Source organism: Vibrio sp. 10N.247.311.14 (genome assembly GCF_041467715.1).
Classification (GTDB): domain Bacteria; phylum Pseudomonadota; class Gammaproteobacteria; order Enterobacterales; family Vibrionaceae; genus Vibrio; species Vibrio crassostreae_C.
This window is the reverse complement of the sequence record NZ_JBFSVE010000004.1, coordinates 1-21,546: the sequence shown is the minus strand read 5'-3', so window position 1 is coordinate 21,546 and position 21,546 is coordinate 1. Positions and strand designations below refer to the sequence as shown.

At 45.3% G+C, this 21,546-nt stretch carries 20 protein-coding genes; 14 read left to right on the top strand and 6 right to left on the bottom strand.

Translation table 11 applies throughout. The features are described from left to right. Positions 1-7: 7 nt before the first annotated feature. From AB6F11_RS02465 to AB6F11_RS02450, 4 genes are all read left to right on the top strand, one after another. A complete protein-coding gene (locus AB6F11_RS02465) occupies positions 8-403 on the top strand; it encodes a DUF3465 domain-containing protein (RefSeq protein ID WP_017060348.1) in 396 nt (131 codons plus the stop codon). A gap of 50 nt (positions 404-453) precedes the next feature. Further along, on the top strand, positions 454-990 hold the full coding sequence (locus AB6F11_RS02460; protein ID WP_102393817.1) for a GNAT family N-acetyltransferase: 537 nt from the start codon (positions 454-456) through the stop codon (positions 988-990). A gap of 14 nt (positions 991-1,004) precedes the next feature. After that, on the top strand, positions 1,005-1,763 hold the full coding sequence (locus AB6F11_RS02455) for a nucleotidyltransferase domain-containing protein (protein WP_102393840.1): 759 nt from the start codon (positions 1,005-1,007) through the stop codon (positions 1,761-1,763). A gap of 61 nt (positions 1,764-1,824) precedes the next feature. Beyond that, on the top strand, positions 1,825-2,217 hold the full coding sequence (locus AB6F11_RS02450; protein WP_017060354.1) for an NUDIX hydrolase: 393 nt from the start codon (positions 1,825-1,827) through the stop codon (positions 2,215-2,217). A gap of 167 nt (positions 2,218-2,384) precedes the next feature. On the opposite strand, the gene rplY is transcribed toward AB6F11_RS02450, so the two are convergent. Further along, a complete protein-coding gene (gene rplY / locus AB6F11_RS02445) occupies positions 2,385-2,663 on the bottom strand; it encodes a 50S ribosomal protein L25 (RefSeq protein ID WP_017060373.1) in 279 nt (92 codons plus the stop codon). Positions 2,664-3,030: 367 nt separating this feature from the next. Here rplY and AB6F11_RS02440 point away from each other — a divergent pair, with 367 nt between their 5' ends. Together AB6F11_RS02440 and AB6F11_RS02435 are read left to right on the top strand one after the other, a co-directional pair. Further along, entirely contained in the window at positions 3,031-3,759 is a 729-nt protein-coding gene (locus AB6F11_RS02440) for a glycosyltransferase (protein WP_017067216.1), read from the top strand. 14 nt (positions 3,760-3,773) lie between these two features. Further along, positions 3,774-5,081 carry an LssY C-terminal domain-containing protein gene (locus AB6F11_RS02435; protein ID WP_102393816.1) on the top strand — a complete coding sequence of 436 codons (1,308 nt, stop codon included), beginning with the start codon at positions 3,774-3,776 and terminating at the stop codon, positions 5,079-5,081. A gap of 77 nt (positions 5,082-5,158) precedes the next feature. On the opposite strand, the gene AB6F11_RS02430 is transcribed toward AB6F11_RS02435, so the two are convergent. From AB6F11_RS02430 to AB6F11_RS02415, 4 genes are all read right to left on the bottom strand, one after another. Further along, a complete protein-coding gene (locus AB6F11_RS02430; protein ID WP_017060376.1) occupies positions 5,159-6,505 on the bottom strand; it encodes an ATP-binding protein in 1,347 nt (448 codons plus the stop codon). 104 nt (positions 6,506-6,609) lie between these two features. After that, on the bottom strand, positions 6,610-7,269 hold the full coding sequence (locus AB6F11_RS02425; protein ID WP_017060377.1) for a response regulator transcription factor: 660 nt from the start codon (positions 7,267-7,269) through the stop codon (positions 6,610-6,612). Positions 7,270-7,330: 61 nt separating this feature from the next. Further along, positions 7,331-7,729, bottom strand: coding sequence for a PepSY domain-containing protein (locus tag AB6F11_RS02420; RefSeq protein ID WP_102393815.1), 399 nt, complete (start codon positions 7,727-7,729; stop codon positions 7,331-7,333). 180 nt (positions 7,730-7,909) lie between these two features. Further along, a complete protein-coding gene (locus AB6F11_RS02415; RefSeq protein WP_102320610.1) occupies positions 7,910-9,652 on the bottom strand; it encodes a DEAD/DEAH box helicase in 1,743 nt (580 codons plus the stop codon). 97 nt (positions 9,653-9,749) lie between these two features. Here AB6F11_RS02415 and rsuA point away from each other — a divergent pair, with 97 nt between their 5' ends. From rsuA to AB6F11_RS02400, 3 genes are all read left to right on the top strand, one after another. Further along, entirely contained in the window at positions 9,750-10,445 is a 696-nt protein-coding gene (gene rsuA / locus AB6F11_RS02410; RefSeq protein WP_102398597.1) for a 16S rRNA pseudouridine(516) synthase RsuA, read from the top strand. A 200-nt stretch (positions 10,446-10,645) separates the two neighbouring features. Continuing rightward, on the top strand, positions 10,646-11,863 hold the full coding sequence (locus AB6F11_RS02405; RefSeq protein WP_017060381.1) for a Bcr/CflA family multidrug efflux MFS transporter: 1,218 nt from the start codon (positions 10,646-10,648) through the stop codon (positions 11,861-11,863). Then, positions 11,863-12,522: a DUF2913 family protein gene (locus tag AB6F11_RS02400; protein ID WP_017060382.1), complete on the top strand. Its 660-nt coding sequence runs from the start codon at positions 11,863-11,865 to the stop codon at positions 12,520-12,522. The genes AB6F11_RS02405 and AB6F11_RS02400 overlap by 1 nt, the downstream gene beginning before the upstream one ends. 125 nt (positions 12,523-12,647) lie before the next feature. On the opposite strand, the gene AB6F11_RS02395 is transcribed toward AB6F11_RS02400, so the two are convergent. Then, a complete protein-coding gene (locus tag AB6F11_RS02395; protein WP_102393813.1) occupies positions 12,648-14,078 on the bottom strand; it encodes a DUF2867 domain-containing protein in 1,431 nt (476 codons plus the stop codon). A 98-nt stretch (positions 14,079-14,176) separates the two neighbouring features. On the opposite strand from AB6F11_RS02395, the gene AB6F11_RS02390 reads away from it, so the two are divergent. The 5 genes from AB6F11_RS02390 to nhaA all read left to right on the top strand — a co-directional run bounded on the left by AB6F11_RS02390 (position 14,177) and on the right by nhaA (position 21,358). Next, the gene (locus AB6F11_RS02390) at positions 14,177-15,550 is read left to right on the top strand and encodes an MATE family efflux transporter (RefSeq protein ID WP_102393812.1); all 1,374 of its coding nucleotides are present in this window, start codon (positions 14,177-14,179) and stop codon (positions 15,548-15,550) included. A 122-nt stretch (positions 15,551-15,672) separates the two neighbouring features. Continuing rightward, positions 15,673-16,344, top strand: coding sequence for an ABC transporter ATP-binding protein (locus AB6F11_RS02385; protein WP_017060385.1), 672 nt, complete (start codon positions 15,673-15,675; stop codon positions 16,342-16,344). Continuing rightward, on the top strand, positions 16,325-18,778 hold the full coding sequence (locus AB6F11_RS02380) for an ABC transporter permease (protein ID WP_102393811.1): 2,454 nt from the start codon (positions 16,325-16,327) through the stop codon (positions 18,776-18,778). The genes AB6F11_RS02385 and AB6F11_RS02380 overlap by 20 nt, the downstream gene beginning before the upstream one ends. Then, entirely contained in the window at positions 18,768-19,916 is a 1,149-nt protein-coding gene (locus AB6F11_RS02375; protein ID WP_102393810.1) for a lipocalin-like domain-containing protein, read from the top strand. Before AB6F11_RS02380 ends, AB6F11_RS02375 begins: the two co-directional genes overlap by 11 nt. Positions 19,917-20,191: 275 nt before the next feature. Then, the gene (gene nhaA, locus AB6F11_RS02370) at positions 20,192-21,358 is read left to right on the top strand and encodes a Na+/H+ antiporter NhaA (protein WP_010441484.1); all 1,167 of its coding nucleotides are present in this window, start codon (positions 20,192-20,194) and stop codon (positions 21,356-21,358) included. Positions 21,359-21,546: the final 188 nt, after the last annotated feature.

Genomic DNA, 21,546 nt, shown 5'->3' with positions numbered 1-21,546 from the left:
GAAAGGAATGAAACAATTTTGCGCTCTACTTTTGGTGCTGCTTAGCTTCGGCATCAGTCATGTTCAAGCGAATGATACGCGACTTAAACAAGCTTACGAAAATCACCAAAGCGACGTTCAGGTGCGCGGATCGGGTACGGTGTATCGAGTACTTCCTGATGATAATAAAGGCTCTCGACATCAGAAATTCATTTTGCGACTCGATAGCGGACAAACCTTGTTAGTCGCACATAATATTGACTTAGCGCCTCGTGTTCAGGGACTGGCAAAGGGCGATCGAGTTGAATTTTATGGTGAATATGAATGGAACAATAAAGGTGGCGTAATGCACTGGACGCACAAAGACCCTCGTAATCATCACACTCATGGTTGGTTGAAGCATAACGGGAAAGTATACGAGTAAACACCTCCGAGACTTTTCCCTTCAAGGCTATAAGATAAAAAGGAATTTTGATGTTTAAGCTGGAAACTGACAGGTTGATTCTTCGAGATATGAGTATCGAAGACGAGTGTGCCTTTGTTGCGATCTCTCAAGACGCAAAGTATCAGCGTTTCTATGATGAAAGTGATTGCGAACCTAACAAATATCGAGAGCTAACTCAGTTGTTTGTTGCACAGGCTTTGGAAGTACCACGCCAGTCCTATCAGCTAGCGGTTGAAAGCAAAGATTCGGGGAAGTTTATTGGAACCGTTTGTTTACGTCTTGAACGCGATAAACAAGCTTCAATGGGCTGTGCTTTATCGAGGCAAACTCAGGGAAAAGGGCTTTCTATAGAAGCATCTGAAGCCCTCGCTGATTTTGGTTTCTCAGAGTTAGGCATACACCGTATCTACGCCGAAACCATCAGCAAGAACTTGGCTGCGATTAAATTATGTAAGTCAATGGGAATGAAACAAGAAGCGTGTTTTAAAGCTCATCGATTCTTCAAAGGTCAATGGTGGGATACAGTTGTGTTGGCGGTTCTACGTTCTGATTGGAAAAAGGCTTAGTGATGGAAAGTGGTATGCAGAAGCTAGATAGAGGGCTCGATCGAGAAGGGTTCATTCAAAATCTTTATTCGCCAAAGAACATTGCGCCTGAATTTCAAGAAGTGGTGTCAGCAGTCGTTGATTCGTTGCTAAGAGAACTTCCAAGTCAAGTTGATGGTATCTACTTGTATGGAAGCGTGCCTAGAGGAACGGCCATTGTTGGTCGCTCTGATTTGGATGTTTCTATCGTACTCGCTACGCCTGTTGGTCAGAGAGAAAAGGAAGTATTTAACCTACTTTCCGGCACCATACCCCAAACCTATCCGCAAGTGACCAAGCTTGATATCGATCCTGGCTTCCTGCGGGATGTTCTGCAACCCACGGAAAAGTACCACTGGCACTTTTGGATCAAGCATTGCTGTTGTGTTTGGGGGAATGATTTATCTAATGAGTTCCCACTATACAAACCAAGCATTGAAATCGCTCAAGCTCTCAATGGTGACTTGTCTACTTTTCTTGAGCAAATGCCCTCGAGTTTCAAAACAATGACTGATGCGGATATCGTTAAGGTAATTGGTAAAAAGTTAGTGCGAGCGGCGTATTATTTTGTGGCTGAGCAAGACGGCAGTTGGTACACCAATCTGAGCCAGTGCGCTGCAGTCGCCAAGCGCTATTACTCCAATCAAAGCGACGATATTGAGCTAGCTCATCAATACGCTCTCGGAAATTTGATATCTAAAACAGAAGCTTTTGAATTGTATGAAAGGCTGAGTAAAAAGCTTGTTGTAAATTAAGCATTAACACAAGCTAGAACAACAAACTTAACTACCTTTGTAACGGCTTTAGGAAAATTAGATGGATGTCCACGAGTGTGTTTCTTTTATCATGCTGAAGGAATCGCAGGTATTACTAGAAAAGCGTAGTGAGTCTAGGGAGACCGATCCCGGTTTAATCACTATACCTGGCGGCCATATTGAACACGGTGAAAACCAGGTTCAGGCGCTGTTTCGTGAACTTGATGAAGAGCTTAATGTTGTTCCGATTGATTACCAATACTTGTGTTCGCTTTACCATCCTACGAAGGAACTTCAGTTGATTCATTATTTTATCGTGAGTGACTGGAAAGGAGATATCACCGCTCAAGAGACTGATGATGTTAAGTGGTATTCACTAGGTTCAGCTCCTGTTGGTATAGCAGCCGATGGTATTGCTTTGAAAGAAGTAGAGCGCGTGGGTAGGTATCTTTAGTTTGGATTCGATAAGATGTTTTGGACGTTTTTGAGGGCTCAAAAACGGTGAAACCCCGATGTTGGTAGCATCGGGGTTTCGAATTTCTAGATTTCTCGACTGGTAAGATCGATTATCTTTTCTATGCAGAAGGCTGGATTAATCCAATCTTATTCCTTGGTAGGGAATTAGATGCGGATGAAGTCCATGTGCTCAACTTTTGGCTTGAACGCGTGACGTTGAACGTCTTGTGGCTTAACCTTAACTTCTGCGCCGTCAATCAGTAGAGTGATTGCTTCGTAGAATTCAGGCTTGTCCATTTGGTTGATCACGTCAGCGTGAACAAGTTCGATAGCTACAGCTTCAGCTTCGCCACCGTAGATTACAGCTGGGAATTTACCAGCGTGACGTAGGCGGCGGCTCGCACCTTTACCTAGTTCAGTACGTACTACTGCTTCAAATTTCATAGTTTTACTCTCAAATTAGTAAAAATTAACTTCACACCTCAATGCGACCTTGAGTGTGTGGTAATGCTTAAACATAAAAGTTCATGCTTAAGCGAGCGCGGATACTAACATCACATTCCAATATGAGCAAGTCAGAAGCCCATTTCAAAGTGAATTTCCTTCGATAATGGGTTCGTTTGGAGATAAAACGCTCGCTAACGCTTGTTTAGCGCATTTTACTCCCTTTTACATCGCAATCCTTATCTATTTATATCACTGCTAAATCATCAAGTTAATGAACGGAAAATGAATGTTTGCCTAAGACTTGGTTAAGTCTTAGTTCGTTAATCTTAGTGTTAATTAAACAGCAGAATGAATAGGTGAAAATATGGAACCGGTAAGCATTGTCGTAATTACGCTAAACGAAGAGAAACGCATTAGCCGCTTAATGGAAGAGTTGAGCGTGCAAACCCACCAAGAGTTTGAAGTGATTGTTGTCGACTCGAACAGTGAAGATAACACCCGAGAAGTCGCACAAGCCTATGAAAGTGCATTGCCAAAACTGACAGTCCACCATATGCAAGAACGCGGTGTTAGCCTTGGTCGAAACACCGGGGCTGCTTTGGCGCAATACAACAGAATCCTTTTCTTGGATGCCGACGTAAGCCTGCCTCGTAACTTCCTTGCGAAGGCGCTTTATGAGTTAGAAGAGAACAAGCTTGAAGTTGCTGGCGTATACATGAGTTCAAAAGGGCTGCCACTGGTTCATAAACTCGGTTATGGGCTGTTTAATGCGGGCTTATTTGCGACGCAGTTCTTTTTCCCGACCGCGATTGGCGCGTGTATTTTCTCAACCAAAAGAGCACATGAAGAGATCGGTGGTTTCGATGAAGAGATTGTCCTTTGTGAGGACTGTGATTATGTAAAACGTGCGAGCAAAACATGGCGATTTAGATTCCTAAATATGACCTTTGGCTTTGACCCACGTCGATTAGATCAAGATGGTGTTGTGAAGACGGGTTCAACTTACCTTAAAGCCAATGTAAGACGCTTCTTTAAAGGCGAAATGCGTAACAACGAAATGAACTACAAGTTTGGTCACTACAAAGAACAGTAAGCATTGAGGTTGTTATGTTTGATGGACTAGGGTTGTTTCTGGGAGCATTGGGTGATGCTCTCATTGGCCCAAACCTATTTGTACCGGGAGAGCCGTTCTTTATCGCAGCGGGCTTTCAACTGTATTCAGGTGCATGGATGGCGTTGGTTTTGGTGATGCTAGGTGGTTTGCTTGGTGATCAACTCAGTTATTTCATTGGTTATAAATACGGTGTTAAGGTGCAACGAAGGCTCATTAAGTTTCGCCCTAAAACCAAAAGATTAATTGCGCGCTGCCGCTATCTGGTTGCTCGCAAAGGCACATACATCATTCTTTTTGCTCGTTTATTAGGGCCTATCGCTTGGGTTGTGCCATTTATAGCTGGCTCGCATCGTGTACCGTGGCGTAATTTTAGTGTGTTGGCGTTTATCGGTTTGGCCCTTGGTGGAGGGCAGTTCATTGCTTGGGGCATGTTACTGGCGCACGGCGTTGAAAACTTCCCGTGGCTTAATAGCCTTAAGATATTTATCTCGGAGCATAATAGCTTGATCGTTGGTGTGTTCGCGGTATTAGTCTTCACCATTATCGGTTACCGAATGAAGTGGCGATGCTTAGTACTTAAGTCTAGTTCGCTGTTGTTGGCGTGGGTATTGTTTGCGAACTACGCTCACTTTTTCTGGAAAGCGGATGACTTTCAGAATCAACCAGAGACGGCTCAAATAAACAAAGTCGACTGGAACTCGGTTACCTATAAAGCGTTCCCCGGTAAATCTTCGTTCTACTCGGCGCAAGCGATCAACGTAATTTATGTTGGAGCAACCCCAAGAGACTTAATGAAGCAATTAGGCTGGATAGAGAATCAAACCTTCTCTCGAAATGAGATTGAATGGGTTGGTTATCTCGCATTGCTTAGAGAAAAAACGCCGCCAGTGTCTGATTTATATTGGCGAGACAAGCCGCAAGATATGGCTTTTCAATTGCCGGGTAACCTGATGAAGCGCAGCCATATTCGTTGGTGGCGTGCAGGTGTTGATATTAAAACTAACCAGCCTCAGTGGTTAGGCGCAATTAGCTATGATGATGGCCTTAAAGTCACGCCTTACTCAGGCATTGTGACCGTGCTTCATAACATTGACCCTAATGTTGATGAAGAGCGAGATCGGCTTGCTAATCAGATACGAACGTTACTACCAGACATCGAGTTAGACAAGTACCCATTAGCAACGGTGGAAGTGATCAATGACGATCATGACTATTACACTGATGGCCGGGTATTAACGATTGGAGCAACGACCCTTAGTGATAATTCACAAACTTTGGATGTTGCTGTGAACGATATATAGAGTTGTATATAAGGTCGATAGAATTAAGCCCTAGCATTACGTTAGGGCTTATTGTGTTTAACTTTTACTTAGCTTGTTCAGCCTTTACTTACTTTAAGCACCAGAGAAGCTTTTAAGCCGCCCATTGAGCTCTTGCTGAGCGTTAGGCTGCCTCGGTAACTGTGTGCCATTTCATTTACGATATTAAGCCCTAAGCCTGTTCCTGGTGTGGTTTCATCAAGTCGGACGCCACGTTTGGTCACTTGCTCAAGCTTCTCTTCAGGAATGCCTTGGCCATCATCTTCAATCACCAACTCTATGTTGCCATCGTCGAGTTCATTTGCATGGACGCGAATAATGCTGCCAGCCCACTTGTAACTGTTCTCGAGTAGGTTGCCGACCATTTCATCAAGGTCGGTTTTTTCTACCGCCACTTCAATCTCAGAGTCTAGCTCGTTAATTATGGTGACTTCATTGGCTGCGTAGACTTTATCAAACGCCATTGAGATAGCTTCAACACGCTCACAAGGTGAAGACTTCACCGAAAGAATGTTCATTGCACCTGCCATACGAGCGCGGCCAAGGTGATAATCAATTTGGCTTTGAATCTGATGAATGGGCTGTTGCAGCAGTGCCTTGTCATCCTCTGGAAGTCGCTCTATCTCATTTTTTAGAACTGAAAGCGGTGTTTTCAACGCATGAGATAAGTTACCCGCGTGGTTACGAGCTCGTTCTAATAACTCTTGATAGTGAAAGAGCAGGGCATTGAGGTCAGAGACTAATGGAGAAACCTCTTTCGGGTAGTTATCGCTTAACCCTTGTTGCTCGCCGTTTCTTAGCATTACCAGTTCGCGTTGCATCTTGCTGAGCGGTAATAACGACCAACTGACTTGAATACCGATCAACATCAGCACGCCAACAAACAGCAACATTAGGATCAACCAGACTTGACCAGTAAGCTCTGTCAGTGTGGATTCTAATGGATCTTCATCAATACCAATGGTGATCGTGACAGGGTCGCTCAGTTCAGGCAGGTAGATATCTTGCTCGATGTAAATCAGCTTTTCTTTCTCTGGCCCTTTGACTGATGTGTGAATCGGTGAACGCTTGATGGTGAGGTCTTTATCCCATAGCGAGCGAGATCGAATGATCTGCTCTTGGGTAGCGGCGCGCCAATAAATACCACTGTAGGGCTGGTTGAACCTAGGATCAGACAGACGCTCTGCCATGATCAGGTTACCACTGTCATTGGTTTCGATATTGGCGGTTAACTCATCCATGGTTAAGCCAAGCTGCTGCTTCATGTCATCGACGAGGTAGTCGTTAACCAGTTTCGGAATCCCGACACCAGCCGCTAATATCATCGCACCTAGCCAAAAAGCCGCAGCAAGGAGCAAGCGGCTTTTTAAACTGATGTTTTTAAGTGTTCGTTTCTTTAGATTCATGCATTTCCAACCTGCCTTTGCTCATCGTAACTTATCGTATTGCGATGATCAGAACAGGCTGTCCACTTAATTAATGGTTGCTCTTGGCGTGATTGACGACTGAGCTATTCAGCATTCAGTTGGTAGCCAAGGCCACGAACGGTTTTGATGATCTTTGGTGCGATTTTCTTACGAATACGACCGATGAACACTTCAACCGTGTTTGAGTCTCGGTCGAAGTCTTGCTTGTAGATATGCTCAACCAACTCAGTGCGCGAGATAACCTTGTTTTGGTTATGCATGAAGTACGCGACAACTTTATATTCCAGCGCCGTGAGGCTAACTGCTTGACCTTGCCACAACACTTTAGAACTGCGTGTGTCTAGGCTTAGATCACCGATTTGAAGTATCGGAGCAGCACTGCCTGATGCTCGGCGCAGTTGAGCTCGGATACGGGCAATCAGCTCGACCATCTCAAATGGCTTAGTTAGGTAGTCATCAGCACCGGCGTTCAAGCCCTCAACACGTTGAGTTAGCGTGTCACGAGCACTTAAGATAATCACTGGCGTGTTGATGTTTTCGTCTCGAATGCCTTTTAATACCGTTAGGCCGTCAAGCTTAGGTAAACCTAAATCGAGGACAATCGCGTCCCATTCTTCTGACGTTGCACGGTAGAGTGCGTCGATACCATCTTGAGAGAGCTCTGGAACCCAGTCGGCCCCCTCAAGTGTTTCAATAATTTGTTGGCCCAAACGAGGCTCATCTTCAACGACTAAAATTTTCATAATTGTTCTTCTAATTTCTTCTAATGACTGTTCGTCGTGCTTAGCTCTTCGTCGTACGTAACTAGTCGCCGTGTTTAATTGCGTCTTTAAAGTTGCGGCCTTTGATCATAAGCATTTCTAACGTCTCAGCGTTGTATTCGACTTTGATGATGTTGTTTTGGTAATTGATTTTTAGTTCATACACCCAAATGTCGTCATCTTCTTCTAGTTCTACTTTAATGATTCTGCCATGAAGATCGTTTTCAACCGCCGCATACATTTCTGAGAAAGGGCGAATATAGCCTTCGCGTACGGCTTCGTAGACTTCGTCTTGATCTTCTTCAAATTCGATACGGGTTCCCGCTTTATGGACATCTTGTACAAGATCATGACCGTTATGATCTGAGTCAGCCCACGCACTAGCGGCGACAAATAAGCCTAAGCTTATAGAAAACAAAGAAATCATAGCTTTACTAAACATAGCGAATCCTAGAGAAGGTTGATAGCGTTCAGTATAAAAAAGTAATTCTGAACAGAAAGTGAACCTGATTAATAATGAGAATTTGATACCGAAAAACTTAACGCTTAAATGGCGCAGGCTTTAATACATAAGATTAATTGCCGAGTGTTAAGAACGTAAGACTTACTTTTATTCTTAACCTTAACGCTGCTGTAGTTCGTCTTCGAATATCTTGTCTCTCATTTTCCAAAAGCGTCCGACTTTACGGGCAATCACGAATTGAGGTGGGCGGAATCTATGTTGGTGAGCAACCACTTTCGTCGGTGAGGCTTCTTCGAAAGGGCGATGTCTGTCTGCAAGGTGAGGGCGAACAAACTGGTCTTTGAAGTTCTGCTTCTGCTTTTTGCTGGTTAATGACCAAAACTCATGCACTTGCGCTTGGTTTTCTCCGCGATAGGTGACCTTAAGTTGTGATTTACCTTTCTCGTCTTTAAGCACGTTGAGGTCCATTTCCAAGCATTCAAATACCAAGGCATCTTTTAGGTTCAGTGCTTCTTTTAGCTTTTTGTCTGGGTCGACTAAGGTTGCATCGCACTCATGACAAATGCGCGCAGCAATGTCATTATCAGCACCACATTCACCGCAATATTTCGCTCGGAAGCGATAATTACAGTGCTCGCGCTCGCCCGTGTCTTCATCGGTAAAGTAGCCTTGGCATTTGCGCCCAAAGTGCTCAAGCAAGAAGCCATTGCTGTCTAGCTTGCCCCAAAAGTTATTATTGAAGCCGCACGCAGGGCAAGGGATGGTGATGATTTCACTGTCTGAATCGGGTTTAGGGTCGCCAACCTCAGGTTGGTAGAGGTCGTAACTGTTGCCCGCATAGTCGAGCACCAAACACTCTTTTTTACCCGGAGATAGGCGTAAGCCACGGCCAACGATTTGTTGATACAAACTGATGGATTCTGTCGGGCGCAAAATCGCGATTAAATCGACGTGTGGCGCATCAAAACCTGTGGTTAATACCGATACGTTAACCAAAAACTTGATTTTACGTTCTTTGAAGTCGCTGATAATTTGGTCACGTTCGAGAGTTGGTGTATCACCAATCACAATTGAAGCTTCACCTTCTGGCAATAAGCCGAGGATCTCTTGCGCGTGTCGAACGGTCGCAGCGAATACCATGATGCCTAGTTTATCTTGGGCTAGGTGAATAATCTGATCGACAATCTGTGGGGTCGCTCGTTTCGATTGCTCGATCACCATGTCGAGTTCTGCTTCTTTGTAGCGACCAGTGCTCGCGGGCTTTAACTGCGAAAAGTCATAGCTCAACACGGGTGCATCAATCATGCGTGCAGGAGTTAAGAAACCTTCATCGAGCAGGTAACGAATCGGCAGCTCAAAGATACAGTCGCGGAAGAAACGTGGCTCATCTGAACGCACTTGACCGCGAGTGTGGTATTGATAAATCCAACCCATCCCAAGACGATATGGGGTCGCTGTTAATCCAAGTACCTTGATGCCCGAATTATTCTCGTGTAAGTGAGTGATGACTTTCTGATAACTACTGGTCTTTTCATCGGGAACACGGTGGCATTCGTCGATAACCAACAGCGAAAATTGGTTAGAGAATGAATCGAGATTTCGCACCACAGATTGCACCGAAGCAAACACGACTTGTTGGTCGGTCTCTTTGCGTCCTAAACCCGCAGAGAAAATCGAGCCTTTCAGCCCGTAACCTTCATACTTTTCATGGTTCTGTTCAACCAACTCTTTTACGTGAGCAAGCACCAACACTCGACCTTTCGCAAGCCTTGCTAACTCTGCAATCACAAGGCTTTTTCCTGCACCTGTCGGAAGCACGAGCACTGCCGGAGTTTGGTGTTTTCTGAAGTAATGAATCACTGATTTTACAGAATCAGCTTGGTACGGGCGGAGTGTATACATATCGCGTCTTGTAAGAAGGAAAACAAATAGTGTGAAATAGCTCAACTAATTGAGCAAAGGTGACTATAATACCCGACTTAGATTAGTTGAGGTATTCATGCGTTTAGATAAATTTCTGTGCGATGCATTAGGCGTCACTCGAAGAGAAGCAACACACTTATTAAAATCCAAGGCAGTGACAGTAAATGATGTCATTCAAAAAAGCGGCTCACTCAAGGTAACTAAAGAGTGCGTTGTGGAATGGCAAGGCAATGAACTGAATGTTCACGGCCCACGTTACATCATGCTTTATAAGCCAGAAGGCTTTGTTTGTTCGCATGAAGATGGCGCAAATCGTATCGCCTTTGAATTACTCGATGAAATCAAAATGGACAAGCTGCACTTTGCTGGTCGTCTAGATATTGATACGACGGGTCTTGTGTTGATTACCGATGATGGTAAGTGGTCTCACCGCATCACATCACCAAAGCACAAGTGCGAGAAGACGTACCGTGTGTGGTTGGTTGAACCTGTTGAAGACGATTACGTTGAAAAATTCAAAGAGGGCATCCAGCTTAAGAGCGAAGATGGCCTAACACTTCCAGCACACCTAGAAGTTCGTGCTGAGCGTGAAGTGCTGCTAACGATTCACGAAGGCAAATACCACCAAGTTAAACGTATGTTTGCTGCTCTTGGTAACAAGGTAGAAGCACTACACCGTGAACGTATTGGCGAAATTGAGATGGACGAATCTTTAGAGTTAGGTGAATACCGTTACCTAACGCAAGAAGAAGTCGATTCAATCTGGAAGTAGTCCTTAGCTAGAAGTTGCTCTTAACAAGAAATTGTTCTTAACAAGAGACCACTTTTGCTGGAAATAGCCCTTTCGTTGTAAAGCCGACCATGGATAGCGTCGGCTGATGATGTTGACTGGTACTAGGAAAGTCTCAGCCAATCTTTGACTCGCGTACTCACGCTAGTCCCTAGCTCTATCAGTTGAACATTCGGAGAACCATGCAAACATCGACCTCACAGAGCCAAAGCTCCCAACTAGAAACACCTCAATTAGGCTTAGTGCTGTTTTTGATTCTAGGTGCGATTGGTGCACTTACTCCGCTAGCCATTGATATGTATCTGCCAGCGATGCCGACCATTGCTAAAGATCTTGGTGTGACGGCGGGTGAGGTACAAATCACGCTAACAGCCTATACCGCAGGTTTCGCGCTGGGGCAGTTGCTGCATGGCCCGTTGGCGGATAGCTATGGTCGCAAGCCTGTACTGCTTATTGGTGTGTTCTTGTTTGCTATCGCTTCTATGGTGAGTGCGACAACTCATGGCATTGAAGCGCTGACTTACATCCGTACCGCTCAAGGTTTTGCTGGTGCTGCGGCGGCCGTTATCATCCAAGCGGTGGTAAGAGATATGTTCGATCGTGAAGATTTCGCAAGAACCATGTCTTTCGTTACTTTGGTGATGACAGTTGCGCCATTGGTTGCTCCGATGATTGGCGGTTACTTAGCGTTGTGGTTCGGTTGGCGTTCAATTTTCTGGGTTCTGGCTATTTTTGCGGTGATCGTGATTCTGGCGGTATCGATGAAGATCCCAGAAACGCTTCCTGCAGAAAACCGACAACCATTGCGCTTTAAAACAACGATTCGTAACTATGCTCGACTGTGTAAGAACCCAACGGCGATGGGCCTGATTTTCTCTGGTGCATTCTCATTTTCAGGGATGTTTGCGTTCTTAACGGCAGGTTCATTCGTTTACATCGATATCTATGGCGTTCGCCCTGATCTGTTTGGCTACCTGTTCGGCTTGAATATTGTTGCTATGATCTTGATGACGAGCATCAACGGTCGAATCGTTAAGAAAGTGGGCTCTCACGCTATGCTCAGAGTCGGTTTAACCATTCAACTGTTTGCGGGCTTAGGTCTGTTAGTCGGTTGGATGTTAGATATCGGTTTGTGGGGTATTGTGCCATTCGTGATGCTGTTTATCGGCACACTGTCTACCATTGGTAGTAACTCAATGGCACTGCTTTTAAGCGGATACCCGAATATGGCCGGCACAGCTTCTTCGCTTGCAGGCACATTAAGATTTGGTACTGGTTCTGTAGTGGGGGCAATTGTTGCTATGCTACCAAGTGACACTGCAGGGCCAATGGCTATGATGATGGCAGCATGTGCAATACTGTCAGCATTACTATATTGGACATTAGGAAAGAAGGCATAATGTCAAAATACTATATTGAAATTCAGAAGTTAGTGAACGATGCGCTGGGCGAGCTGTATGCTCTGCATAAGTCTGGTAAAGCGATCGACGCACCTATCGCGAACAACCTTTATCTTGTTCGTTGGGTAACAAAAGCGATTAAATCTCAAGCTTATGATCGCGTGATTGTGCCTGACTTAGTTCGCTGGCAGAAACAGGGTCGCTCAAAAGGCAACAACTCTGATTTAACTTTTACCTTTAAACGTATTTCTGCGTTTTACGGACGTTTTTTCCCTGAAGGCGAAGAGCCTAAAACGCTAAAAGACAGTGATGTTGAAGCGTTCATGGACAAAATGTACGAGATGGGTTGGAGCGTATCGAGTGAAGACGAGCTAACGACTGGCGGCAAGATTCAATTCTTCACCGATGGCGAGCACTCTTTTGCTTTATGCGGTAAACAGTGTGACGACTCTTTCGACGGGGAGTTGATGGTTAAGCCAATGAACTGGTTTGTTCGTGGCAACCATGCTGAGTTCATCCAAGCGGCGATGGAAGCGGGCTTCATGCTTCACAAAGTAACGGACTATAAGTCTGCGGTGAAGTATCACGGTGAATACATCGTTTACCCTGCTAACCAAGGCAACCAACTGGCTGAGATCCCAATTAGCGTTATCGGCTAATAGCGGATTCGAGATGAGAGATACGAAGAGCGGAATTATCCGCTCTTTTTTGTCTCTCATAGCGCGTGTCGCTAATTTGCTGTTAAGTCTTTTCGCATCCCGTTACCCGAATCTCGCATCTGCTTTTAATCCTGTTCTTTAGCCTGCTTCTCAATTGCCTTCACCATGCCTTTAAAAATAAACAGGTGGGCTGGCATCATAGCAAACCAATACAGTAACCCTAGAAACCCCTTTGGATGCCACCAAGCCGAGATATTCAGCTCGCGAGAGTCACCGTGGTCAGAGACGGTAATCTCGAGTCGTCCTAAACCGGGGCCTTTCATACCGAAAAGCAGGGATAAAAACTGATTCTCTTCACAGCGAATGACCTTCCATGAATCGATTTTGTCACCGACTTTTAGGTTGGGCCCTTCTGGCATTTGTCGAACCGGTACACCACCGCCAAAGAGAAGATCTAACCATTCGCGTGTGCGCCATAGAGCATTAGCAAAGAAGTAACCTTGCTTCGGGCTTCCTATTTGCTGAGCGACCTGCCAAAGGGATTCTAAAGATGCGCTTGAGGTGATACTTGCGCCTGTTTTCTTAGGGTAATAGCCGTACCCAGCTTGCCAGCGTTTGAAGGCGGTCTTATCAAAGCCCCAAACATTACTTTTCACGAAATTTCCTTCAGCGTGAATCGCTTGCTCAACCATATTTTCGAACGAGATAAGCTTCTGAGGGTACTTTTCTCTAATGATGGTCGAACTGGCAATAAAGTCATGTTTTAAGCCCGCGAGAAGCGCTCTGCCTATGTTAGACGGTACAGAAGTCACCACACCTAACCAATATGAAGCAATCTTTGGTGTCAGTAGCGATGTCGCCCATAGTTTGAGTGGACGATCGGCGGTTTTAGCAATATGAGCAAATTGGTTTCGGTAAGAGACAATATCCGGCCCGCCAACCTCAAAGGTTTGGCTTTCGCTAGGCGTGTCTTGTGCGAGTTTTAGTAAATAGTGGTTCAGGTTCTGCAAAGCAATCGGGTTGGCTTTAGAGTCAACCCATTTTGGCGCAATCATAATCGGCAAGTTGTACACGAAATCTCGCATGATCTCGAATGCCGCAGATCCTGGGCCAATGATCACGCCAGCTTGAAGTTCGGTAACGGGTACAGGCCCTTTACGAAGCAATTCGCCGGTTTTCTTTCTCGCTTGAAGGTGCTCTGAATCACCAGTCTGAGGCTGTAAAGAACTCAGGTAGATGACGTGTTGATTCTTTGGCCCAAGAGCAGAAACAAAGTTACGGGCTAAGTTCAGCTCATAATCGATAAAGTCGTGGCCTTCTGCCATGCCATGGACGAGAAAGAAGATAAGATCAAAGTCGGGGACTAAGGCTTGTGTCGCAGCTTGATCGGCCAGATCAAGATACTCAAGCGATAAGCTTTCGTGAGGCTCGGTCCGTGCCTTTAAATAGTCGATATGCCTTGCCGCTGCCGTGACTTGATAGCCTTGCTCAAGCAGGAGAGGGAGGAGTTGCGAACCAACATATCCAGAAGCGCCTAAAACCAGTACTTTCTTCATTGTTACTCCATTTATATCTGTGGTTAAAAACCGAACATTGATATAATAGCGCGATATTTATCTTTATTCATCAATACGTTCCGTTTAGGTATCTCTCTATGTTGCTCTCTTCAATTATTCATCACACACGAGGTGATTTTGTTCGCAGGCTTATTGCGATTGCACTGCCTATCACCTTGCAGAGCATTATGTTTTCAAGCCGAGCCTTGGTGGATGTATTGATGTTGGGCCAACTTGGCGAAGCAGACATCGCAGCTGTGGGTGTGGCGAGCCGAGCGATGTTCGTGACGACCATTATGCTGGTGGGTGTTACCACGGGCGGTGCTCTTCTTACTGCTCAATATTGGGGCGCGGGTAATAGACAAGGTGTGAGAGAAAGCACTGCGCTGACGTGGCTGGTGTCGACACTGTTTGCTTTACTGACTATCGCGTTTTTCGTTTCATTTCCTGCACAAATCATGGGCGTGACGACCGACTCTCAAGAGGTCATCAACTTAGGCGTTGAATACATCGTAATTACGTCATTTAGCATGCTAGCGGTATCGTGTGTCAGCAGTATGGCTGTGGGTTTGAGAGCGATGCACAAACCCGGGCTAAGTACATTTTTCAGCGGTATCGGCATCCTGTCTAACGTGTTCTTAAACTGGGTGCTGATCTTCGGTAACTTAGGCTTTCCTGCGCTTGGAATCAAAGGTGCGGCGATTGCGACGGTACTGAGTGGCGCGATTGAAGTCGCGACTTTGTTTGGTTATCTCTATTTCTCTAAGCATTTATTAGCATTTAAGTTTTGCGATATTAAAGCGGCAGCTTCGATTGATAAGGTGGTTCGCTTCTTGAAGCTGTCTCTGCCGACCACGTTTAACTTCTTAGCATGGGCGGGTGGTTTGTTTGCTTACCACGCGATCATGGGGCAATCGGGCGTTCAAGGTCTGGCTGCGCTATCGGTCATGACGCCGGTTGAATCTATCTCATTGAGTTTATTGATTGGCCTTTCGAATGCGGCAGCTGTTTTGGTGGGTAATCAACTTGGTGCGAAAAACAATGAAGCGGTTTACTATCAAGCGCTTGGCTTAACAATTTTGTGTTTCTTAACTAGTATTGTTGTAGCCGTTTTTCTCTATTTCGTTCAAACGCCAATACTTAATGCCTTTAGCGCACTGACGGAAGAAACCAGAGCCCTCTCAGAGAAGTTCATTCTGATCCTCTGTGTGGGTATTGTCATTCGCTCGGTGCCATTGACTGTGATCGTTGGGGTGTTGAGAGCGGGTGGTGATGTGAAGTTCTGCCTCTATCAAGATTTGATTGCTCAGTGGGTGATCGGTATCCCATTGGCAGCCATCGCGGCTATCTATTTTAAGTTTCCACCTGAGTGGGTATATCTGCTTTTCCTAACGGAAGAAGTCCTCAAGTGGGGCGGGTCGCTCTATCGCATGAAAACAAGAAAATGGATTAAAAACTTGATAGGAAGTTGAAGTAGGGCGCACCAATCGCATCACTTTATCGTTGGCGTGTGATCTATCTTTCAAAATACTTCCTCCTAACAGGGAATTAGTGTAGATTCTCCTTCCAAATTCTAACTAATGCGAGCTGTTTAATGTTAAAGCTGTCAGACCTATGTAAAGGCTATGTCGATGGGGGGGAGTTTCACCCTGTTTTGCAAGGTGCTGAATTAACATTAAACCAAGGTGACCAGCTGGCATTAATGGGAGAAAGCGGTTCAGGTAAAAGTACTTTACTGAATCTTATCGCGGGCTTAGACCTAGCGGACTCAGGTGAAATCGCTTTTCCTCACTTCAATATGCACGACTCAACCGAGCGTGACCGCACCGCTTATCGCAGAAACAACATTGGCCATATTTTTCAGCAATTCAACTTACTGCCAACGTTAAATATTGCCGATAACATCCGTTTTTGCCGCCAGTTAAAAGGCTTACCTGAAGACAAAGGTCTCTGGAGACAGATTCTCTCTGCTTTAGATCTTATGCCTTTACTTGGCCGTTACCCTGAAGAAGCGTCTGGTGGCCAACAACAACGTGCGGCCATTGCGCGTGCGCTGTATATGGAACCAAAAATATTGCTGGCCGATGAGCCGACCGGTAGTTTAGATGAGCGTAATGCAGAAGCGGTAATGCGTTTGCTGACCTCTTTGGCTCGTCAATTAGAATGTACGTTGCTGTTGGTAACACACAGTGAAAAAGTAGCTCTGCATATGGATGGTAGGATCCGTCTGCAAGGAGGGCAACTGCATGTTATGGCCCGTAGTTAAGGCACTACTCGGTCACTATCGACGTTACCCACTGCAGATTATTTTGGTATGGCTTGGTTTAACCCTCGGCGTATCACTTTTGGTTGGTGTTACTGCTATCAACCAACACGCCAAGCAAAGCTATGCGCATGGCGAAAAACTCTTTTCGAATCCTCTTCCTTACCGTATTCGACCAAAACACAACGCCAATAAAATCCCGCAAGGCTTTTATATCCAACTTCGCCGTGAAGGTTTTCAACAGTGTTCTCCTCTTGATCACCATCGTATCACTGATGAAAATGGCGCAAACTTCATGGTTGTCGGTATAGATCCTGTTTCTATGCTTCAGCTACAACCTGGTATAGCGTTAAAAGATCTCACCGCTTTGAACCTCATGAAGCCACCATATCCAATCCTTGTCAGTGATGATCTTGCTGAACGCATGGAATGGCACAACGGTGATTACATCCCTTTGATGGATGGTTCTGAACTTGGTCCTGTGGTTGTTGATCAAAATAATATGATTAATGGTACAAGGTTGATTGCGGATATCTCCTTGCTCCGAATGCTTAAACGAAGTGCTGGGCTTTCAGTGATTGCTTGTTCAGACATGCCCACTGAGAAGTTTGAACGTCTTAAAAATATGTTACCTAATGGTTTGACGATCTCTCGTAGCTCTAAGGCAGAGCTTGAGTCGCTGACCAGTGCGTTCCACTTAAACCTAAAAGCGATGGGTATGCTGTCGTTTGTGGTTGGCTTGTTCATTTTCTATCAAGCAATGTCGCTTTCTTTTATTCAGCGTCAACCGTTAGTCGGGATTTTAAGACAAACGGGTGTGTCTGGTTGGCAACTGACTAAAGCGCTCTGTTTAGAGTTACTGCTATTGGTTTTACTGAGCTGGATCTGCGGCAATGTATTTGGCGTGATGCTAGCAAACCAATTGTTACCTGCCGTATCTTCAAGCTTGGGCGATTTATACGACGCTAACGTCGGCTTAACGATCGACTGGAATTGGCGTTGGAGTGGTTACAGCTTACTGATGGCATTGATTGGTGCTTTCTTAGCGTGTGCGTGGCCACTGGTTCGTTTACTTAAGTCTCAACCGATTCGTCTGTCTTCTCGTTTGTCTTTGATGCGTTTTGCGGGTACCGAGTTCACTTGGCAAGCGTTGATTGGCTGTGGCTTCTTGGTTGCTGCTGTTGCTGTGTATCAAGCCCCTCAGACTCAAGAAACGGGTTTTGCGATTATCGCGCTAATGCTGATCAGTGTGGCGCTATTTACCCCGTTTTTGATGTGGAAGTTATTTAACAGCCTCTCTTATTCGTTGCGCTGGGTTCGTGCTCGCTGGTTCTTTGCTGATGCAGCTTCCAGTATGAGCTACCGTGGCGTGGCGACGATGGCGTTTATGTTAGCCTTAACAGCCAATATTGGTGTAGAAACCATGGTCGGTAGCTTTAGAGATACCACTGATAAATGGCTAACACAGCGTTTGGCTGCCGATCTGTATATCTACCCAACCAACAATGCCGCTGCTCGTATGAGTAATTGGTTATCCGACCAACCTGAAGTGGATTCGGTTTGGTGGCGTTGGGAGAAAGATGTGGCGTCTCCAGTCGGTAGTATTCAGGTGGTCAGTACGGGGCCTTCTGAAGGTGAGCTAGAAGCGCTGACGATCAAATTAGGTATTCCGAATTACTGGTATCACTTACATCACTCTAAAGGCGTGTTGATCAGTGAATCGATGTCTCTCAAGCTGGGGATTCGCCCTGGCGACTACATTGACCTCTATGATAGTCTCGGCTCTGGTTGGCAGGTTGTCGGTGTTTATTACGATTACGGTAATCCTTACCATCAAGTCATGATGTCGCATCGAAACTGGCTGTATGGCTTTGCAGGGCGGGGTAATGTCGGCCTTGGGGTAATACTCAAAGACGATGTGAATTCATTAGGGCTTCGCAGCCGATTAGAAAGCGTATTCAGGCTTGGCTCCGAGCGCGTTTTCGATAACAACAACATCCACAGTCAAGCGATGCGGGTGTTCGATAGGACGTTCGCGATTGCAGATACATTAGGTAACATCACCTTGGTTATCGCCGTCTTCGGTATTTTCTTTGCGACGGTTGCGGGAGAAGTGTCTCGCCAAAGGCATATTTCCTTGCAGCGCTGTTTGGGTGTCTCGGCGAAAGAACTGATCCTGACAGGTAGTTTGCAGTTGTTTGTGTTTGGGCTTATTTCCTCCTTAATTGCGATTCCGCTCGGATTAGCGCTAGCGAGCCTAATTGTTGATATCGTGATAAAGCAGTCTTTTGGGTGGTCACTTGAGTTACAAGTGATTCCTTGGGACTATTTGCAGACATTTGCATGGGCCATGGCAGCATTGATGCTAGCTGGTGCTTTACCAGTGATGAGAATGATTCGGAACACTCCGATGAAGTCACTGAGGGATGCGCTTTAGTATGTTTTTACGGAATACTTCAACTAAGTTAAGACAACGAATTCTGTCTTCTCTGCTATTAATCAGTTTCTTCGGCATCTTTTTAAGTGTTTGGGGTTATTACTCCTATTTCATCGATCCTGGTGAAAAGGGCGTGAATGAAGTTAACTCAATATTGGTTAATGAACACTTCAATGTGTTCGAACCTGTTTTGCCAGACCGTAATGTTTCGCTACCACAAGATTTTAAGTTCCACCCAGAGTTTCAGCACGAGTGGTGGCATTACTTTGCATCTTTGAAAGGTGATGATGGTAAAGACTATTCGGTTCAGTGGAGTTTTTTTCGTATCGCAACGGACGAACGTGAAACACCGGGGTGGCAAAGCCCTCAAGTCTATATCTCAAATGTGGTGGCCTCTTCTAAGTCCAAAGTATGGAAAGAACAGCGCATGGCTCGTGGCGGTATTGGCCAAGCGGGAATGACTAATCGTCCATTCAGACTTTGGATTGATAACTGGAACTGGCGTGCACTCGGCAACACCCCATTCCCCGGGCGCCTTCAAGTGCAAACTGATACGTTTGGACTAGAACTCGACACCATTGCAAAAGGGCCCTATGTGCTCAACGGCGATAACGGTTATCAGAAAAAGCACGACTTATTACCTGTCGCGTCTTATAACTTCAGCGCTCCATTTTTATCGTTGAGCGGTGTGTTGAACCTAGACGGCGTTACCAAGGAAGTGGAAGGAACTGCGTGGGTACATAAAGAGTGGGGCAGTGGCTTACTTGGAGTGGGCCAACAAGGTTGGGATTGGTTTGTATTTAACCTCGATGACGGCACAGCGCTGAGCATTAACCGCTATCGTCATAACCAACAGTTGCCTTACATATTCGGGACATTAGCAACGCGCTCAGGCAAAGTTTACCAATTAACGGAATCCGACATTTCCATTCAACCATTGCAAAATACAACGTTGATGAATGGAAGACGGATGCCTTTGCAGTGGATCATTAACGTCCCTAAGCACGATATCAACCTCACAACGCGTATTATACGCAGGGATATGTGGCTTCCATTTGTCATACCATATTGGGAAGGGCCGATTAAGGCGAGCGGGAGCCATGAAGCGACAGGCTTTATGCAGTTAACTGGCTACTAAAAAACACCTAAGGCTATAATTTGATAGCCTTTTTTTATGCCTGCGCCTTTTAGCGTCCCCCAATGAATTGTGCATACAGGTTCGATGATCTCATCTATACTTAATTCATGGTGCATAACAACATTATGGAATATACGACGTATTGTTTAGTATTTGTAGGAAAAACCGAAGTTAAACATCCGAAGAAGTGATTATCTATCAATTAAACTTGGATATAAACTCGTGGTTATTCTTTGTTATTCGTTTATTTAAATAATAAATATAAGGGCGAAATCATGACCGACGTCATCCGTGACTTCTTTAAAATGGAATCTGCTGGCGGCATCATACTAGTCATCGCTGCGGCGATCGCAATGTTTGTAGCAAACTCACCACTGAACGAAATGTACCAAGGTGTACTACATAGTTACGTTCTTGGTATGTCTGTGTCTCACTGGATTAACGATGGCTTAATGGCTGTCTTCTTCCTTCTAATCGGCTTAGAAGTTAAGCGCGAACTTTTAGAAGGCGCATTAAAGTCTAAAGAGACAGCAATCTTCCCAGCTATCGCAGCTGTGGGTGGTATGCTAGCTCCTGCACTTATTTACGTGCTATTTAATTCAAGTAACCCTGAAGCGCTTCAAGGTTGGGCTATCCCAGCAGCGACTGATATCGCATTCGCATTGGGTATTATGGCTCTTCTTGGTAACCGTGTACCGGTTAGCTTGAAGGTGTTCCTATTGGCTTTAGCAATTATCGATGACCTTGGCGTTGTTGTTATCATTGCACTGTTCTACTCAGGCGACCTATCAACGCTTGCGTTAACGGTTGGTTTCATCGCAACTGGTGTGCTGTTCATGCTAAACAACAAGCATGTAACTAAGCTGAGTGTGTATCTCATTGTTGGTGCAATTCTGTGGTTTGCAGTATTGAAGTCTGGTGTTCATGCAACGCTGGCTGGTGTAGTGATTGGTTTTGCTATCCCACTGAAAGGCAATAAAGGTGAACATTCTCCGCTGAAGCATCTAGAACATGCTCTGCACCCATACGTCGCTTTTGCAATCTTGCCAGTCTTTGCTTTTGCAAACGCAGGTATTTCATTGGAAGGTATCTCAATCTCAAGCCTAACAGGTATGCTACCGCTTGGTATCGCTATGGGTCTATTGATTGGTAAGCCTCTTGGTATCTTTGCATTCAGCTGGGGTGCGGTGAAATTGGGTGTTGCTAAGCTCCCTGAAGGTGTGAACTTTATGAACATCTTCGCAGTATCTGTCCTGTGTGGTATTGGTTTTACAATGTCTATCTTTATTTCATCACTAGCATTTGGCCCAACGAATGTAGAGTTTGACACACTAGCTCGACTAGGCATCCTGATGGGATCTACAACAGCTGCAATTCTAGGTTACTTCCTGCTAAGCGTTTCTTTACCGAAAACAGCAAAGCAACAAGAAGTAAAACTATAATCAGCGGTAGGCTCGTTTAACGGCGAGCCTATTCACTGATTAACAAGCTAACTTCTGAGTAGCAAGACGAGTCACAGAATCATCCTCCCCGATTCATGTGACAGCAAAGAACAAAAAAGCCGTGATGGGCAACTGAAGTGACCCCGTAAAGTTGGACATTTCTGTTAAGCGGCTTTCAAGGCCTGAGT